Annotated in this window: 12 protein-coding genes; 5 read left to right on the top strand and 7 right to left on the bottom strand. The window is 42.2% G+C overall.

Annotated elements, in window-relative coordinates; translation table 11 throughout:
* Positions 1-113: 113 nt before the first annotated feature.
* On the bottom strand, positions 114-2,027 hold the full coding sequence (gene dnaG, locus NWP17_RS15285) for a DNA primase (protein ID WP_280655733.1): 1,914 nt from the start codon (positions 2,025-2,027) through the stop codon (positions 114-116).
* A gap of 127 nt (positions 2,028-2,154) precedes the next feature.
* Here dnaG and tftA point away from each other — a divergent pair, with 127 nt between their 5' ends.
* Positions 2,155-3,507, top strand: coding sequence for a hormogonium tapered terminus morphoprotein TftA (tftA, locus tag NWP17_RS15280; RefSeq protein ID WP_280655732.1), 1,353 nt, complete (start codon positions 2,155-2,157; stop codon positions 3,505-3,507).
* A 147-nt stretch (positions 3,508-3,654) separates the two neighbouring features.
* Here tftA and NWP17_RS15275 read toward each other — a convergent pair whose 3' ends face one another.
* From NWP17_RS15275 to miaA, 3 genes are all read right to left on the bottom strand, one after another.
* Positions 3,655-4,062: a hypothetical protein gene (locus tag NWP17_RS15275; protein ID WP_280655731.1), complete on the bottom strand. Its 408-nt coding sequence runs from the start codon at positions 4,060-4,062 to the stop codon at positions 3,655-3,657.
* A gap of 83 nt (positions 4,063-4,145) precedes the next feature.
* A complete protein-coding gene (glcD, locus tag NWP17_RS15270; RefSeq protein WP_280655730.1) occupies positions 4,146-5,615 on the bottom strand; it encodes a glycolate oxidase subunit GlcD in 1,470 nt (489 codons plus the stop codon).
* Positions 5,616-5,775: 160 nt separating this feature from the next.
* On the bottom strand, positions 5,776-6,675 hold the full coding sequence (gene miaA, locus NWP17_RS15265; RefSeq protein ID WP_280655729.1) for a tRNA (adenosine(37)-N6)-dimethylallyltransferase MiaA: 900 nt from the start codon (positions 6,673-6,675) through the stop codon (positions 5,776-5,778).
* Positions 6,676-7,004: 329 nt separating this feature from the next.
* Between miaA and gyrB the strand changes: the two genes are divergently transcribed.
* On the top strand, positions 7,005-8,942 hold the full coding sequence (gene gyrB, locus NWP17_RS15260) for a DNA topoisomerase (ATP-hydrolyzing) subunit B (RefSeq protein ID WP_280655728.1): 1,938 nt from the start codon (positions 7,005-7,007) through the stop codon (positions 8,940-8,942).
* Positions 8,943-10,099: 1,157 nt separating this feature from the next.
* A complete protein-coding gene (rpoD, locus tag NWP17_RS15255; RefSeq protein WP_280655727.1) occupies positions 10,100-11,278 on the top strand; it encodes an RNA polymerase sigma factor RpoD in 1,179 nt (392 codons plus the stop codon).
* A 102-nt stretch (positions 11,279-11,380) separates the two neighbouring features.
* Here rpoD and NWP17_RS15250 read toward each other — a convergent pair whose 3' ends face one another.
* On the bottom strand, positions 11,381-11,560 hold the full coding sequence (locus tag NWP17_RS15250) for a chlorophyll a/b-binding protein (protein ID WP_280655726.1): 180 nt from the start codon (positions 11,558-11,560) through the stop codon (positions 11,381-11,383).
* Between the two features lie 213 nt (positions 11,561-11,773).
* Positions 11,774-14,257 carry a DNA gyrase subunit A gene (gyrA, locus tag NWP17_RS15245; RefSeq protein WP_280655725.1) on the bottom strand — a complete coding sequence of 828 codons (2,484 nt, stop codon included), beginning with the start codon at positions 14,255-14,257 and terminating at the stop codon, positions 11,774-11,776.
* Between the two features lie 205 nt (positions 14,258-14,462).
* On the opposite strand from gyrA, the gene NWP17_RS15240 reads away from it, so the two are divergent.
* Entirely contained in the window at positions 14,463-14,855 is a 393-nt protein-coding gene (locus tag NWP17_RS15240) for a response regulator (RefSeq protein WP_280655724.1), read from the top strand.
* Between the two features lie 181 nt (positions 14,856-15,036).
* On the opposite strand, the gene NWP17_RS15235 is transcribed toward NWP17_RS15240, so the two are convergent.
* Positions 15,037-15,891 (bottom strand): tetratricopeptide repeat protein, encoded by an 855-nt coding sequence (locus tag NWP17_RS15235; RefSeq protein ID WP_425332673.1) that lies wholly within the window; start codon positions 15,889-15,891, stop codon positions 15,037-15,039.
* 272 nt (positions 15,892-16,163) lie between these two features.
* On the opposite strand from NWP17_RS15235, the gene NWP17_RS15230 reads away from it, so the two are divergent.
* Positions 16,164-17,633: an efflux RND transporter periplasmic adaptor subunit gene (locus NWP17_RS15230; protein ID WP_280655722.1), complete on the top strand. Its 1,470-nt coding sequence runs from the start codon at positions 16,164-16,166 to the stop codon at positions 17,631-17,633.
* Positions 17,634-17,725 lie beyond the last annotated feature (92 nt).

Below are 17,725 nucleotides of genomic sequence, written 5' to 3'. Positions count from 1 at the left end.
GGCGAAACTTCTGGGGGCATGAAAGCTTATAAGGAGGAGGATCGCTACAGTTTCTCATGGTTCCTATGAACTTTTCTAATCCGGGTGATAGTGTGAATCATAGTTTAAAAATATCAAAGCAAGTCTGTAATTGAGAATTGTCGCTGGCGGTCTACTTCTTGTAGCCGCATTTTTTCATGGTAAAAAGATTGATAATATGATTGCCATTTTTCTGGTTCGGCTTGTGGATCTGTTTGTTGCCAAAGTTCTAAAAAGTAACGATAGCGCTTCTCTCGCAATACTCTTTCCATACAAGCGATCGCCGCTTGAACTACTTGGGGTGTCCTCAGCATTTCTTTTTTACTGGTTTCATTGACATGAAATACATGGGACAATGATTCTATGCTTTCTGATGATTCTAAATATCTATCTTGCAAACTTGATACTAAATCTACTGCCTCAGATGTTGATTCTAAAATTTTCTGCCACAATAATCTATGGTGGGAAAGGCTAAATTCTAAATCTCGTTCTTCTAAAGTGTTTAAAATAGTTTGACGTTGTTCAGGACAATGTAAGTAAATTTTTAGCAGTAAGGCTTCTGCTGATTCTAAAAGACTACGCTCCCCTGTGACTGAAGACTGGGGTTTTCTATTAACTGGTTTTTTCTTAATTGTTAACGGCTGAGAATACCTAACAGTAGTTGGTGTAAGTTGAGTTAATAAATTTTCTACTCTCAAGGGTATGAGTCGCGCATCACCTAAACTAAGGATTTCGGCACAATGAGAAACGTAATAATTCCGTGCATCGCTATTATCTATATTTTTGAGTAATTTAACAAGCTGCTGACTAACTTGTTGAAAATCGCTAGCTTGTTTTAAATCACGTTCTTGAATAATTTGGTCAATCTGCCAGTTTAGCCACAAAGGAGCATTTGCCAATAATTTTAGATAGTCTTCTGATGTATGAGTGTGCAAGTATTCATCAGCATCTTTGCCATGGGGTATATTAAGAATCTTGAGTTTAACTTCTCCTTTGTATGCTAAGTTGGCAATTTCGCCAATGGCTCTTTCTGCGGCGATATAACCGGCTTTGTCAGCATCAAAGTTGAGGATCAGTTCTTTTGATTCTGTGTAGCGTAAAACTAACTTTACTTGTTCAATGCTTAAAGCGGTTCCCAGAGAAGCTACACCATTAGTAATACCCGCAGCATGGAGGGCGATCGCGTCAAAATATCCCTCTACCACTATGGCTTGGTCAAGTTGAGAAATCCCTGTTTTGGCTTGATCCAGAGCAAACAATGTTTTACTTTTACTAAAAAGTTCAGTTTCTGGTGAGTTTAAATATTTCGGTTGCTCTTCAGATAAAGTTCTACCACCAAAGGCAATGACTCTCCCTTGAACATCGCGAATAGGAATCATCAAGCGATCGCGGAACACGTCATAATAACCGCCTTCTTCCTTACGTGGTTTAACCAGTCCGGCTTTTTCCACTAATTGCACAGGGTAATGTTTATCTTCCACAAGATAGCGGTGCAGAGTTTCCCAACCTGCGGGAGCATAGCCTAATCCAAACTGCTGAATTGTTTCTTCTTGGATTTGGCGGTTATTTTGTAAATATTCATATGCTTTTTTGCCTTGGTTTTGTCTAAGAGCGTGCTGATAAAACTGTGTTGCAGAACCCAGAACCTGATATAACTGTTCCCGCAAAGAAACTTGACGCTGTAATTCTTGGCGTTGTTCTGGTGCGAGGGTTTGTATAGGTACTTGGTAACGTCTCGCCAAATCCAACACTACTTCTGCAAAAGACTGTTTTCCCAATTCCATTAAAAACTTAATAGTATTTCCTCCCGCTTGACAGCCAAAGCAATAGTACATTTGCTTAGACTGACTGACTGTGAAACTGGGGGTTTTTTCATCATGGAAGGGACACAAACCCACAAAATCCTTACCACGCTTGCGTAAAACCACGTGTTCGGAGACAATATCTACAATATCAGCGCGCTGTTTAATTTCCTCAATTGTGTCCGGGTGTAAGTGGGGAATTTGCATTTTAGTTCATTAGGTCGTAGTTATCACTACTTTAAATCTACTAACTCAGAGTTATTATATTCTTGCTTCCAAGGTAATAATCATGTATAAAATTTATTGAGCTTAGTTTTTAGAGCAAATACTGACTATGGGACGTATTTTTATTTCGGCTGCTCACGGAGGTAGAGAAATCGGAGGTCTTGACCCAGGCTCCATAGCAGGTGGTACAAGCGAAGCTAGAGAAATGATTCTGTTGCGAGATTTGATTGTAACAGAATTAAGGGCGCGGAGTTTTGATGTTTTGGCAGTTCCGGATGATCTCAGCAGCGCCGAGACTATTGCTTGGATTAATTCCCGTGGTCGTCGGGTTGATGTGTCCTTAGAAATTCATGCTGATACTGCGACCAGTCCTGGGGTGCGGGGTGCAAGTGTCTACTACATTGCCAATAACCTAGAGCGTAAGACTAATGGGGAATTGGTGTTAATGGGGCTGTTGCGCCGTGTAACTCAGTTACCACATCGAGGAGTCAAGCCAGATACAGATAGCGGTTTAGGGAGTTTGGCATTCTGTCGCCGACTTACCATTCCTTCTTTGTTAATGCAAGTAGGCTTTCTTAGTAATCCAGAAGATCGCTCTTTGCTGCAAAGTCGCCGTCGTGATTTTGCTGTGGGAATTGCTGATGGTCTAGCATCTTGGAGTCGGGTAATTGATCCTACTGCGCCCAGTCCTATTCAACCCACCTATCCAGGAATTAATATCAATATCAATGGGCAAAAATATGCTGAACAAGGAATATTAGTTAACGGTAATTCTTACATTCCCATTGATTTAGTTGATCAGTTACGGATTGATTTATCAAAATCACCCAATGTCAACCGCATTAGTTACCGGAGAATAGTTTATGTAAAGGCCGTGGATCTGAGAGATTTTAATGTTTCTATCGGTTGGGAAACAACAACCCGTACAATTACTTTACGCTCAATTTTATCAATATGTGTTGATAAACTTGACAAAATTATGTCACGGGGTAATACATCAGAAGTAGAGTTACAATTATTTCTGAGAAACAATAATGAAAGCGCTTTGCTGAATTTTCCTGATATCCCGAAACTATATCGAGAAGAAGGGAACGCAGAGGGGGTCAACTATGATATTGCTTTCTGCCAAATGTGTTTAGAAACCGGATTTTTACGGTTTGGTGGGGATGTCATACCTCAGCAAAATAATTTTGCTGGTTTAGGTTCTATTGGTGGTGGTGCGGAAACTGCATCTTTTCCCAGTGCTAGAATTGGCGTTAGAGCGCATATTCAACATTTAAAGGCCTATGCTAGTTTAGAACCTTTGGTTAATGAAGTTGTAGACCCACGATTTCGCTTTATCACCCGTGGAATTGCGCCATCAATATATCAGCTTTCGGGGCGCTGGTCAGTTGATCTAGACTATGGTGTAAAAATCTTAGCAATGATGAAACGATTGTATGAGTCAGCACGACTTTTATAATTTGATTTGTCATGGGGTAACCCGCTTCCTTTAGGAGGTGACCTTGCTCAACCATACCATGCAGTAGCAGTAATGAGCATCTTCGGGCTAATTCTGGTGCTGCATTTATACCTTATTCTTGCATGGTTTTTTGAGATACACAATGGCTCACAGGATTAAATAGCTGTGCCAATTTGGTTGATCATCCTGGTTATTCCGTTCAGGAATTAACAACCGCCAGCTTTTACCCTCTCGCTGAACTTGTAGATACACCTCAAAAGGTTGTTGTAGTTGTGTCAACTGTCTTTTTGGTAGATGAAAAATTAAGTCATAGGTTCCCCGGACGCGGAAAGCTGGCAAATTTTCAATAGTTAAGGGTTGTTCCTGGCGAATTTTTAGGCGTTTGATTTCAAAGCTTTGGAAATCTAGATCCAGTTTTTGGTTGAGTTGCTGCTGAGTTTGCTCTACCTGGAGTGTGAGGGCTTTTTCAACTAACTCATTATTGGGTAGCAGTCCAAGAGTTCCACAAGCTGTTAATAACACCAGCAAAACCACCATCACCAAAAGCCGCATCATATGTTTTTGACTTACCAATTACCAGCGACAGTGTACAACACAATTCTGGTTTTTGCTGAAAACTCTGGGTACTTAGGGTAAAATTAGAATTGTTCCACACCGGGAAATTTTTTCATAGTGGTATTTGCTGCTTCACCACAAGTCCGGGGGGTAGGGAATATCTTATCAGGATTTGCCAAGCCCTTGGGATTAAAAACTTGGCGTACCCATTGCATACTTTCTAAATCAGCATTGCTAAACATATCTGGCATATAGCATTTTTTATCTGCACCAATGCCATGTTCTCCAGAAATGCTACCACCTACCTTAACACAAAGCTTGAGAATTTCTCCACCAACTTCCTCAACTTTTTCTAACGCTCCTGGTACGGCATTATCAAACAGAATTAATGGGTGGAGATTACCATCCCCAGCATGAAATACATTGGCAATTTTATAGCCAAACTTTTGACTAAGCGACTCAATTTCTTGTAAAACATAGGGTAATTGAGTCCGGGGAATTACACCATCTTGTACATAATAATCTGGGCTTAAATGTCCAGCCGCAGCAAAAGCAGCTTTACGACCTTTCCAGAGTTTTAATCGTGTTTCTGGGTCACTGGCAGAAGTTACATTACGCGCTCCATTCTTTTTACAAATTTCCGCTACCCGTTGTTTATTTACCTGTACTTCCACATCTAAGCCATCAATTTCTACTAATAAAATGGCTTGAGCATCCCGGGGATAGCAATTTGTGGCCACAACATCCTCAACTGCATTGATACTAATGTTGTCCATCATTTCCATACCACCGGGAATAATACCCGCACTGATGATATCAGAAACACTTGCCCCAGCCGCTTCCACGCTGGTAAAATCTGCTAGTAAAACACAAATTGATTCCGCACTTTTAAGAATCCGCAAGGTAATTTCTGTAGCGATACCCAAAGTACCTTCAGAACCAACAAACACACCCGTTAAATCATAACCAGGCATTTCCGGTACTTGTCCACCTAAATCGAGAATTTCTCCTTCTGCGGTGACAATTTTTAAACCTAAGACGTGGTTAGTGGTGACACCGTACTTGAGACAATGCACGCCACCAGAATTTTCGGCAATGTTACCGCCAATGGAGCAGATAATTTGGCTGGAGGGGTCTGGTGCATAATAAAACCCAGCACCACTAACAGTTTGTGTTACCCAGCTGTTGATTACTCCTGGCTGTACGACAATGCGCTGATTATCTAAATCAACCTTGAGGATTTGTCGCATTAATGATGTGACAATTAACACTGAGTTTTCTAAAGGCAAAGCGCCGCCAGATAAACCAGTCCCAGAACCACGGGCGATAAAGGTTACAGAGTATTTGTTACATATTTTGACTATTTGGGCAATTTGTTCTGTGGTTCTGGGTAGTAGTACCACAGCCGGACGTTGACGATAACTGGTTAAACCATCGCACTCATAGGTAATGAGTTCTTCTCGGCGTTTTATTACGCCTTTTTGCCCAAGTACAGCCTCAAATGCTTTAATAATAGGTTTCCAGTTGTCTTGCTTTTTTTCTCGGGTAAGCATAGTTTTTTATAATGGGGGGGTAAATGTTGACATATTATTTAAGATTATAATTATTTCTGGGGTACATTTAATTTTTTAAAAATGTATTTAAAAATGTATTTAAAAATGTACATTTGTGATATGGTCATAGAGACTTGGTAGAGATGGTTATGCAGCATCTCTACACATTTTTGGTAAATTCTTCCACACGCTGCCAAACTTTGGCTAACAAATCAGGATCATCTGCGTCAAACCACTCAATTTGTGGATATGCCTTAAACCAAGTGCGCTGTCGCTTGGCAAATTGTCGCGTATGCAAAACTGTTAATTCTTTTGCTGACTCTAAGGAAATTTCATCGGCTAAATATTGCTTGATTTCTTGATATCCCAAGGTATTCAACAAAGGTAAGTCAGCACCGTATTTTTGACAAAGATACTCAACTTCAGCCACCAAACCATCAGCTATCATGTGTTCGGTCCGCCTCTGAATGCGTAACCTTAACTTTTCTACGTCGCAATCTAAACCGATTTGCAAAATAGGATAATCTGGTGGGTTCTCTCCTTGTTGCTGAGAAATTGGGGAGCCTGTAATGTAGTATACTTCCAATGCGCGTAAGGTTCGCACAATATCATGAGGGTGAATTTTCTGGGCGGCGATGGCATCTACTTGTTGTAGTATGGCATATAGGGTAGTTTGTCCCAAAGATTCCAGGTGCGATCGCAATTTTTGATCTGGTGGAACTCTGGGAATTTTCATTCCTTGAACAATAGAGCGTATGTACAATCCTGTACCTCCGACTAATAGCAATGGGGCAACAGGAAGAGTTTTAATTAAGTTTTGAGCTTGTTCCTGATAGTCTGCTACTGTCATGATGTCAGTAGGGCGGCAGATATCTATTAAATAATGTGGTACTAATTTTTGTTCTGCTGATGTTGGTTTTGCTGTACCAATATCAAATTCTCGGTAAACTTGACGGGAGTCAGCACTGAGGATGACAGAACTTAGCCCCATAGCCAAACTCAAGGCCAAGCCTGACTTACCAGTGGCTGTGGCACCACAAATGACGATTAATTTAGTCATTAGTCATTGGTCATTGGTCGTTGGTGAACATTTTTCATAGTGGCGACTCTCCAGTAAAGCTTTTGTGATAAAATCTTAAGACTTTTCTGAAAACTTTTCTCTGAGTTTTTTATGGAAGAATTTCAGCCCCGGTATTAATTTAATTTTTCGTAATTTTTCGGAAATTTTACAGCCATAAATTCCCAAAAACTTATGGGGCTATATCCCTTATATAAACTTATCATAAAATTAGTCTATATTCGCCATTAAGCCTTTTGTGCTATAATTTTGGTGTGTTTTAACTTTTTTGTTGTTAGGCGAGTTTAAACCCACGCATCAGGAGAATTTTCATGACGAGCAGTTACAGTGCCGATCAGATTCAAGTTCTGGAAGGTCTGGAAGCCGTCCGCAAACGGCCAGGGATGTACATCGGTACTACAGGTCCGCGAGGACTCCACCATTTAGTTTATGAGGTGGTAGATAACTCTGTTGATGAAGCTTTAGCGGGTCACTGTACCCACATAGAAGTGGATATCAATGCTGATGGTTCCGTGACTGTCACAGATGATGGTCGGGGTATTCCTACGGATATTCACTCACGAACAGGTAAATCAGCTTTAGAAACTGTGCTAACGGTATTACACGCGGGGGGTAAGTTTGGCGGTGGTGGCTACAAAGTTTCAGGAGGGTTGCACGGGGTTGGTATTTCTGTGGTTAACGCTCTTTCAGAAGTGGTGGAAGTGACGGTTTGGCGAGATAAAAAGGTTCATGTCCAGCGCTATGAACGAGGTATACCAGTGACTGAACTGGAAACAAAACCTGAAGAGCAGGGGAGAACCGGAACTTCTGTTAGGTTTAAGCCAGATGCCGAAATCTTCACTAATGGCACAGAGTTTGATTACATCACTTTAGCAGGTCGCTTGCGGGAGTTGGCTTATCTAAATGCAGGGGTCAAAATTACTTTTAGCGATCACCGTTTAGAACTGCTCAAAAGCGATACACCGAGGGTAGAAACCTACGAATATAAAGGTGGGATAAAAGAGTATATTGCTTACATGAACCGGGAGAAACAACCACTGCACGAAGAAATTATTTATGTCCAGGGGGAACGGAATAATGTGCAAGTAGAGGTTTCTTTGCAGTGGTGTACTGACGCTTACACAGATAATGTACTAGGTTTTGCTAATAATATTCGTACCGTTGACGGTGGTACTCACCTGGAAGGTTTGAAGACGGTTCTGACCCGGACATTAAACGCCATCGCTCGCAAGCGCAATAAAATCAAAGAGCATGAATCTAACCTCAGTGGGGAACACGTCCGGGAAGGTTTAACAGCAGTAATTTCTGTGAAAGTCCCAGACCCAGAATTTGAAGGACAAACCAAAACCAAACTAGGTAATACAGAAGTTCGGGGTATTGTTGATTCCTTAGTGGGAGAAGTTCTGACTGAGTATTTAGAATTTCATCCCGGTGTGGCTGATTCGATTTTAGATAAAGCTATTCAAGCTTTTAAAGCCGCAGAAGCAGCCCGTCATGCACGGGAGTTAGTACGACGGAAATCTGTGCTGGAATCTTCGCCATTACCTGGTAAATTGGCAGATTGCAGTTCTCGTGATCCCGCAGAGTCGGAAATTTTTATTGTGGAGGGTGACTCAGCAGGTGGGAGTGCGAAACAAGGACGCGATCGCCGTACCCAAGCTATCCTGCCTCTACGTGGTAAAATCCTGAACATTGAGAAGACTGACGACGCTAAAATCTACAAAAATAATGAAGTCCAGTCGTTAATAACAGCCCTGGGCTTGGGTGTAAAAGGGGAGGAATTTGACTCTAGCCAACTGCGCTATCACCGCATCGTGATTATGACTGATGCTGACGTAGATGGAGCGCATATCCGGACACTTTTGTTAACTTTCTTTTATCGGTATCAGCGATCGCTGATTGAGGAGGGTTTTATATATATTGCTTGTCCGCCACTATTTAAATTAGAACGGGGGCGGAATCATGAGTATTGCTATAGCGAACGGGAATTACAACAAAAAATCGCTGATTTCCCCAGTAATGCCAACTACACTATCCAACGCTTCAAAGGTTTGGGCGAAATGATGCCACAACAACTGTGGGACACAACCATGAACCCAGAAACTCGTAAAATGAAGCAAGTAGAAATTGAAGATGCGGCAGAAGCTGATCGTATTTTCACAATTTTAATGGGCGATCGGGTTGCACCCAGACGGGAATTCATCGAAACCTACGGTTCTAAACTCAATTTAACAGATTTGGATATCTAAATCTTGTGTAAATATCCAGCTAAACGGGAATTTAGATATAGCATTGATTAAACACGTGGGATACAATTCTTGTAGCGCTCAGTATAAGTAGGAGTCCTGGTTGCTAATAAGGATGTACCTCACTTGGGCAAAATTCGCTATAAAATGCAAATGGGATTAGAAGCTCGTCCTTCTAGGACGGCTTTTTTTTTGGAGGCGATCGCTGTCCCAGTTGCGTAAACCCCCTATTATAGCATTTCTTAAACAGGTGAAATGTCAGTCACTTGGGCAAAATTCGCTCTTATTTAGGCTGTATCATCTGAATATTTTTCCTAATTGGGCTAACATCTGTAATTTTGAATGTTAAATTTTAGTAGGATTGATTAAAATATTTGTGTATACAATAAAAACAGTTTGTCAACTTTCATAGGGTTGAAACCTCAGCAGTGCGCTAATGTGTGAATAAGACCAATTAGCCAAACCTTAATTGTTTGCCATTGGGTCTATTCCGCCACGTCCTCAACTCCCTAGTTTGGGCATTGGGCAAAAATAAAGTTAAATTTCTGGAAAGCATCATGTTTCTTGCTGTATTTACCGTGTAATAAACTGGTTGCAAATCTAAAGATTGAGCTATTTATCAAGGAAATGTAAAGATGGACGGATTAATATTTCTCGCTGAAGTTAACATTAACAAAAGAGTGTCTAATTAAATAATGTTGCAAATCATACACAAAATGATGTAAATGCGGGTGTATTTTCCTGGGAATGACAAGATAACGCCACTAGGATGCTAAAAACTTTGAGGAAATAGGGGTATAACTACAATTTTGTGGTGATTTACCTTACCTTGGCGGGTGGCATCATGATTAATACACAAAAATAGTGCAATTTTTGTGAAACAGGCTACAATCGGAAAAGTCTTCATCGGAAAATATGCCAAAATTCATATTACATTCATAGTTGATATGGAATGGTGGATTTTTGGGATAGACACAAGTCAGCAGTAGCTGGGACTTTGCAAACACAGTCCACCATCCTCTTATAGAGGAGCAAAACTGCCGAAAAAATTTCCGGTAAATCAGCCTAAAACCCGATTTTCGGTATTTAACTGGCTCAATTGAAAGAGCAGTAAACACATCTTGAGTAATTGATTCTGCAAGGAGCATGAGGAACGCGGCATGAACCAGGCTAACAACGTACTCGAAAGCATATATCAGCCTGACCTAGAAATAATAAATCAGCCTGATCTCGAGTTAGAACTCTTAGTCGAAGAAGAAGAAGAAGAAGAAGAGGACTTGCTGATTAACGATGATGGCGAAGAAGAGTTTTTAGAGCCTCAGTCTGATGAGGACGAAACAAAGTCTGGAAAAGCCGCTAAATCACGTCGTCGGGCGCAAAGCAAGAAAAAGCACTACACCGAAGACTCGATTCGCCTTTATTTACAAGAAATTGGTCGGATTCGCTTATTAAGGGCGGACGAAGAAATCGAATTGGCGCGGAAAATCGCCGATTTGCTGGAATTAGAAAAGGTGCGGGATAGGCTGCTGAACGAGTTGGAACGGGAACCTAAAGATAAAGAATGGGCTGAAGCTGTACAATTGCCAGAGCGAGCATTTCGTTATCGCCTGTATACTGGTCGCAGGGCAAAAGATAAAATGGTACAGTCGAACCTGCGTCTTGTGGTGTCAATTGCCAAGAAATACATGAATCGTGGTTTGTCATTCCAAGACTTAATTCAGGAAGGTAGCCTGGGTTTGATTCGCGCCGCAGAAAAGTTTGACCACGAAAAAGGTTATAAGTTTTCTACATACGCTACATGGTGGATTCGTCAAGCAATCACTCGCGCGATCGCTGATCAATCTCGTACTATCCGCCTCCCTGTTCACCTTTATGAAACCATTTCACGGATCAAAAAAACTACTAAGCTGCTATCGCAAGAGATGGGTCGCAAACCCACAGAAGAAGAAATTGCCACTCGCATGGAAATTACCATTGAGAAGTTGCGGTTTATTGCTAAATCTGCTCAATTGCCCATTTCACTAGAAACGCCCATCGGAAAAGAAGAAGATTCTCGATTGGGCGATTTTATTGAGTCTGACGGTGAAACTCCAGAGGATCAGGTTGCCAAAACTTTGCTGCGTGAGGATTTAGAAAAAGTCCTGGATAGCCTCAGTCCTCGTGAACGTGATGTCCTCAGACTCCGGTATGGTTTGGATGACGGTCGGATGAAGACCCTGGAGGAAATTGGGCAGATTTTCAATGTCACTCGTGAACGGATTCGTCAAATTGAGGCGAAAGCACTCCGTAAGTTACGCCATCCAAATCGCAACAGCGTTCTGAAGGAGTATATTCGCTAGTAACTGGTAATTAAAGAATAACAAGCAAATAAAAAAATTTGGTAGCGGTGTAATCGCTACCATTTTCTTTGGTTTCTATGTATCTATTGTGTGTAATCTAAATTACATAATGCCCCAAAAATGCAGGAACCCTTGACCGGAAAATAGCTCAATTAGCGCAGCTGCTAAAAAGCCAATCATTGCCAAGCGACCGTTCCAGATTTCGGCTTGGGGTGTGAAGCCCCAGCGCCAAGCGTTGCGATCTTCAGTTACAGGAGCATTCACGTTAGTTGCGTTAGTCATGGTTAGCACTCCAAACTAGATTTACAAAGTATTATTGCTTTATGTAAACTAATATAACAAATGTTTTGCAAAATGCAAGGTTTATTTATAATCTTGATTTGGATTTAGCATTGATAAAGCTAAAAACCTCACACGTCTAATTCGTGAGAGGCTACCATCAGTTGTAATTTTGTTTGTTGCTCCTGATTAGATTCCCGCTTCCCGGACAAAAATCTAATGACTAACGACTATTGCCATAATTCTTTCATCTCGGTTGAGATGAAGAATGCTTTTTCCTTGACTATCCCTACCCAAAATTGGCACTGTGTCTACAGGTAGCCTTACAACACGTTCTTTATTGGTAACTAGTACCACTTCAGCAGAGGCCATGGCCTGAACCATACCAGCTAAATTATCGGTTTTGCTGGCAAATTTCAGCGATTGTGTGCCTAAGTTACCCCGATCAGCCTGTTTTAAATCACTCACAGACAGACGTTTGGCATATCCTTCCTCAGTAACTAGCAACAAGTTATTGTCACCGGTTACGCTGACACAGCCTACCATTTGTTGATGTTTCAACAGGCGGAATGCTTGCAAGCCCATGGCTGTCCGCCCCATGATGGGGAGTTGTTGATCATCTGGGGCGAACTTTAATAAGCGCCCGCCGGAACTTGCTAAAATCAGATGATCTTGGGGAGTGGTTAACTGGGTAAATAACAATTCATCGTCTTCTTTGAGTTTCAAAATCGTAATTCCCCGACGGGTCAAGTTGGTCAGTTCTCCCAGAGATAGGCGCTTAATTCGCCCCTGCTTGGTTAATAGAACCATCTGCTTGATTGACAAATTTTCTGGTAGGATCAGACGACTAACCACCGATTCTTGAGCGCCTTGGGCTGTACTACTGAGCATAGTAATCAATGGTTTTCCCCGTGGAGAACGTCCACTGGTGGGGGGAATGTCTCCTACATTTACAGGGTAAACTTTGCCACTATTAGTAATTAACAGCAATTCTTTATCTGTTGTGGTTAAGTGGCTTTGGATCATGAAGTCGTGATCAGATAGATTGTTTTCAGGTTGGGATTTTTTTCCCGATGGCTGAAGGCGACGTACATATCCCCGGTGGCTAAATTCTAAAACTACTTCTTCTACTAATTCAGCAGATGGTGATTTTTGCTGACCTGTTTCGGCTGCTTTGTTGTCGGCTAATTTTTGACTACTGAGAGTTAAGAGCTTTGTCCTCCTGGGGTTGTTGTATTTGCGCTTGAGCGATCGCAAATCTTTTTTGAGTGTTTTGAGTAGTTCTCGGCGATCGCTGAGTAATCTTTGCAATAAACTAATTTGGGCGCTGAGTTGGTCAAATTCTTGCTGTAGGTTATGCTGTTCTAAACTTGTGAGTCGGCGCAATGGCATGGACAGTATAGCGTCTCCTTGTTCCTCGGTCAAATCCAGACGGCTACAAAGGTTAATTTTGGCTGTACTACCATCAGCAGCTTGGCGTAAAATTTCAATTACTTGATCCAGTTGAGATAGTGCTTTTAGCAACCCCGATACTATATGCAGCCGACTTTCTGCCTTATTTAACTCATAACTGTAGCGACGGTTGAGGGTTTGTTCGCGGAATGTCAAAAACTCTTGTAACATTTGCCGCAAATTTAGCTGGCGCGGTTGTCCATTTACTAATGCTAATAGGATAGCCCCAAAGGTAGTTTGTAAGGCAGTTTGGTGATATAAGTTGTGCAGGACTTCTTGGGGGTTAGCATCACGTTTGAGTTCAATTACTACCCGCATTCCTTCGCGATCGCTTTCGTCCCGCAGATCAGAAATTCCTTGGAGACGGCCTTGATTGACTAAATCTGCTACTTTCTCAATCCAGCCGGACTTATTCACTTGATAAGGCAATTCGGTAATAATAATTGCTGTGCGTCGCTTACTACCTTTGGCTGGTATAATTTCTTCTATCTTAGCTACACCCCGCAGGACAATTCCACCTTTACCACTGGTGTATGCTTCCCGGATTCCTGAGTTACCGACTATTTCTCCCCCGGTGGGAAAGTCAGGTCCTGGGATGAATTCCCATAATTTTTCGTCTGACAATTCTGGTTGGTCAATTAAAGCAATCAAGCCATCAACTAATTCTCCTAAGTTGTGGGGAGGAATATTAGTAGCCATACCCACAGCAATACCGGAACAGCCATTGAGCAGTAAAAACGGCAATTGAGCGGGAAGTACAGTGGGTTCTTGCTGGGAATTATCAAAGTTACCGATAAAATCCACCGTTTCATCGCCAATTTCTGCCAACATTCCTTCATGGCTGATGGGGGCGAGACGTGTTTCTGTGTAGCGCATGGCTGCTGGGGGGTCATTATCGACACTGCCAAAGTTGCCATGTCCTGCCAATAGGGGATAGCGGCTAGAAAACTCCTGCACTAATCTTACTAAGGCATCATAAACTGCTTGGTCACCGTGGGGATGGTATTTACCCAGCACATCTCCTACTACACGGGCGCACTTACGATAGGGTCTATCGGGGGTTAGACCTAGTTCGTGCATGGCATATAATATCCGCCGATGCACGGGCTTTAAGCCATCACGCACGTCTGGTAAGGCTCGCCCCACAATCACACTCATGGCATATTCTAAGTAAGATTGCTGCATTTCTGTGTGCAGGGCTGTTGTGATTACCTGTCCTGTGGGGATAAGGTTTAACTGTTTTGCCATGAGTTTTTTCCCTGAAATTTAATTACACAAATGTGGCTCGACTGGAATACTGAAGTAAATACAGCATAAGGGATAAAATGAGGTTTCTCACACAATGTAGTGGTATTATCCTTGATGAAGGGTCTGCAATTTGATAATTAAAAAGGAGTTAGACACCTGTTTTACTCTGGTTGTCTTTTCTTTTTCCTCTCTAAATAAATTTCTCATGAGAACTGTTTTGATTGTTGAGGATGATCTGATTAACGCTCGGGTTTTTTCTAAAATTTTGACCAAGCGGGGTGGATTGGATGTGAAACATACGGAAAATGTGGAAGAGGTGATAAAAATCGCCCATTCAGGAGAAGCAGACCTGATTTTAATGGATGTTTCTCTCTCCAGAAGCGTTTACCAAGGTCAGTCTGTTGATGGTATCAAAATTACACAAATATTAAAGTCAAATCCAAAAACGGCTAACTTACCTGTTATTCTGGTGACTGCACACGCCATGGAAGGCGATCGCGAGAACTTTCTCACCCAAAGCGGCGCTGATGGCTACATCTCTAAGCCTGTTGTTGATCATCAACAGTTTGTTAACCAAATCATTGCTCTTCTCCCTTGAGATATCCGCTCACAACCTACGCCACCCAACAGGAACTATTCGCTTGAGCGAATAGTTCCTGTTTTAGATAGTATATATGTACTATAAAATTGTGTGTTGCACAAGTGGCCTGATAATTTGGGATTTTGGAGTAATTTTACGGCATTCTTCAACAGGAATGAGCAATTAGCGCCTTAGCTGATTAGTTTTCCTGTTGCTGTAAAGCCGCTTGAATGGGTGGCAATTGTAAGAATTTTTTTGTATCAGATAGTAATCGTTCACCCCAGAGATTTTCTTTGAGGAAATCTAAATTACCATAGCGTTGATCAATGCGGAGGGCAGTTTCTCCCATGGATAGAGCTTGTTGGCCATTGCCTTGATTGTACAATGCCACTGCCAATGCTAATAATGGTTCTGCGGCTTGTTTATCGATGTTAACAGAAGTTCGCCACTGTTGAATGGCACTTTTTACCTCGCCCTGTTCGTATTGGACTAAACCGATGTTATTTATGGCTGGCCAGAATTTTTGATCTAGGGAAAAGGATTTATTGTACTGAGCGATCGCTTCTGACAATCGACCTAACATATAGTAAGCATTGCCTAAGTCAAACCATCCTTCTGGTTTATCTGGTTGTAACTTTAAACCGGCTTGGTAATGGGCTACTGCTGCTTGGTAATTTTGCTGCTGAAAATTAGCCGAACCCAAAGCAAACACAATGTCTGGATTTTGGGGATTGAGGGATTGTGCTTTTTTTAAGGCCACCATAGCCGCATCAAAATCTTTGGTTTGTAAATGCAAACCACCTAACAGAAACCAGACTCTATGATTATTAGGAGCCAGCTGACTGGCCAATATAGCCCTTGGTAGAGCCAACTCAAACTGCTGAAATTGTCCCAGTTGAGCCGCTTCTTGAGCCAAACTCAACCCCTGTTTTTCTAAATTTTCTGCATCTAGTTGCAGTGTAGGTGGTATCAGTGCCTGTGCGTGAACTGCTTTGGGCATACTCCACAAACCACAGACCAATAGAAAAGAAATCAAAGTTATATTTTTAGGCACACTACCGCCTCTTAGCCACAATTCAAGGATTCTTCCAGTTAGCTTATACTATCTCTACTGGAGAAGAAAGGCAAATTTGACCCTACAAGGCAAGTACAGTATTTTTGAGTTAAATTAACTACCCTACTCCAGGGGCGGGAGATGCTCCCACTAGCAAAATTAGCCTCTCAGGTGAAGACGTAAACCACGACAAAAAGGTAATATAAAGAAAGATTAAGCAACTATAAACTGTTTAGTTCATAGGCATCAGTGATATTAGTAGGCTACTGTTCATGCTTCCACAAATAGAATTTCCCCTGATTGGCAAAGTTAAATATCCATTACGCTGGGCAGTTGGGTTAATAGCTGTGGGTTCTTTGGCTGTGGGTACAACTATTACCTATAACTTAGTCAGTCAGAGAACTCGTGAAGACAATATTACTGAGTTAACTGTTCCTGTAGAAGCAGAAAATGTAACTTTACGGATTACTGCCAGTGGTAAGGTTGTGCCAATGCAAAGTGTGAATATTAGTCCGAAAAATCCCGGTGTACTAGCTAAGTTATATGTAGAACAGGGGGATACTGTGGAGCAGGGGCAAGTTCTCGCCAGAATGGATGTGGGGGATATACCGGCGCAAATCCGCCAGAGTCAGGCTAATTTAGCCCAGGCACAGGCACAATTACATCAAGCCCGTGGGGGGAATCGCCCTCAAGAAATTGCCCAAGCTAAGGCGCGTTTAACCCAGGCACAGGCGCAGTTAGATCAAGCCCGTGGGGGGAATCGCCCTCAAGAAATTGCCCAAGCCAAGGCGGTAGTGGATTCAGCCCAAGCACAAGTCAACCTGACTCAATCCCAGGTAAGGCGCTATGGGGAATTAACCAAACAAGGGGCAGTTTCTCCAGAGCAGTTAGAACGGTATATTAATGAAGATAAAAGGGCAAAAGCAAGTTTAGTAGAAGCACAAAAACGACTGTCACTATTAGAAAGTGGTAGCCGCAATGAGGAAATTGTGGTTAGGGAAGCCGCTGTCACTGAGGCCCAAGCTGCGTTGGTATTGTTGGAAAATGGCAGTCGTCCGGAAGAAATTACCCGACTTGAAGCAGTGGTAAAGGGGGCTAAAGCTCAAGTGGAAGTGGCAGAAGTGAGGTTACGAGATACCGTAATTCGTGCGCCTTTTGGGGGAATTGTTACCCAGAAATACGCTAATGTGGGTGCTTTTGTTACTCCCACAACTTCCGCTTCTGCTAGTGCGTCGGCTACTTCTAGTTCTATTGTGGCTGTAGCCCAGGGTTTAGAAGTGCTGGCCCAAGTTCCAGAAGTGGATATTGGCAGAATAAAACAGGGACAACAGGTGGAAATTGTGGCTGATGCTTATCCTGAGCAAGTATTTAAGGGGAATGTGCGCTTGATTGCTCCTGAAGCTGTGGTGGAACAAGGTGTGACATCTTTTCAGGTGCGGGTGGCTCTGGGTACGGGTACAGATAAACTGCGCTCTGGCTTAAATGTGGATCTGACTTTTTTGGGCGATCGCCTCAGTGATGCTATGGTGTTACCTACAGTGGCAATTGTTACGGAACAGGGAAAAACCGGGGTATTGATAGCAGATGAAAAAAATAAACCCCTGTTTCGTGAAGTTACCATTGGGGCGCAAGTTGAAGACAAAACTCAAATTTTACAGGGTGTGGAACCGGGCGATCGCGTGTTTGTTAACCCACCGCGAGATTACATTATTCAAAAAGCGAAAGAGGAGAAGCAGGAATAATGATACAAAGAAATTATATAGGACTTACGCATTGACAAAAAACATGATCTATGATCTCCAGATCATGCGATCGCCTACGGCACTGGCGAAGC

The organism is Chrysosporum bergii ANA360D (assembly GCF_029891735.1).
Taxonomy (GTDB): domain Bacteria; phylum Cyanobacteriota; class Cyanobacteriia; order Cyanobacteriales; family Nostocaceae; genus Umezakia; species Umezakia bergii.
This window is presented reverse-complemented; position numbering and strand designations above follow the sequence as displayed.

Bases quoted from the DNA above. Each gene is read 5' to 3' on its own strand.
- glcD (WP_280655730.1), bottom strand. From the start codon at position 5,615: ATGCTTACCCGAGAAAAAAAGCAAGACAACTGGAAACCTATTATTAAA.
- NWP17_RS15250 (WP_280655726.1), bottom strand. From the start codon at position 11,560: ATGACTAACGCAACTAACGTGAATGCTCCTGTAACTGAAGATCGCAAC.
- dnaG (WP_280655733.1), bottom strand. From the start codon at position 2,027: ATGCAAATTCCCCACTTACACCCGGACACAATTGAGGAAATTAAACAG.
- tftA (WP_280655732.1), top strand. From the start codon at position 2,155: ATGGGACGTATTTTTATTTCGGCTGCTCACGGAGGTAGAGAAATCGGA.
- rpoD (WP_280655727.1), top strand. From the start codon at position 10,100: ATGAACCAGGCTAACAACGTACTCGAAAGCATATATCAGCCTGACCTA.
- NWP17_RS15230 (WP_280655722.1), top strand. From the start codon at position 16,164: ATGCTTCCACAAATAGAATTTCCCCTGATTGGCAAAGTTAAATATCCA.
- NWP17_RS15240 (WP_280655724.1), top strand. From the start codon at position 14,463: ATGAGAACTGTTTTGATTGTTGAGGATGATCTGATTAACGCTCGGGTT.
- gyrB (WP_280655728.1), top strand. From the start codon at position 7,005: ATGACGAGCAGTTACAGTGCCGATCAGATTCAAGTTCTGGAAGGTCTG.
- gyrA (WP_280655725.1), bottom strand. From the start codon at position 14,257: ATGGCAAAACAGTTAAACCTTATCCCCACAGGACAGGTAATCACAACA.
- NWP17_RS15275 (WP_280655731.1), bottom strand. From the start codon at position 4,062: ATGATGCGGCTTTTGGTGATGGTGGTTTTGCTGGTGTTATTAACAGCT.
- miaA (WP_280655729.1), bottom strand. From the start codon at position 6,675: ATGACTAAATTAATCGTCATTTGTGGTGCCACAGCCACTGGTAAGTCA.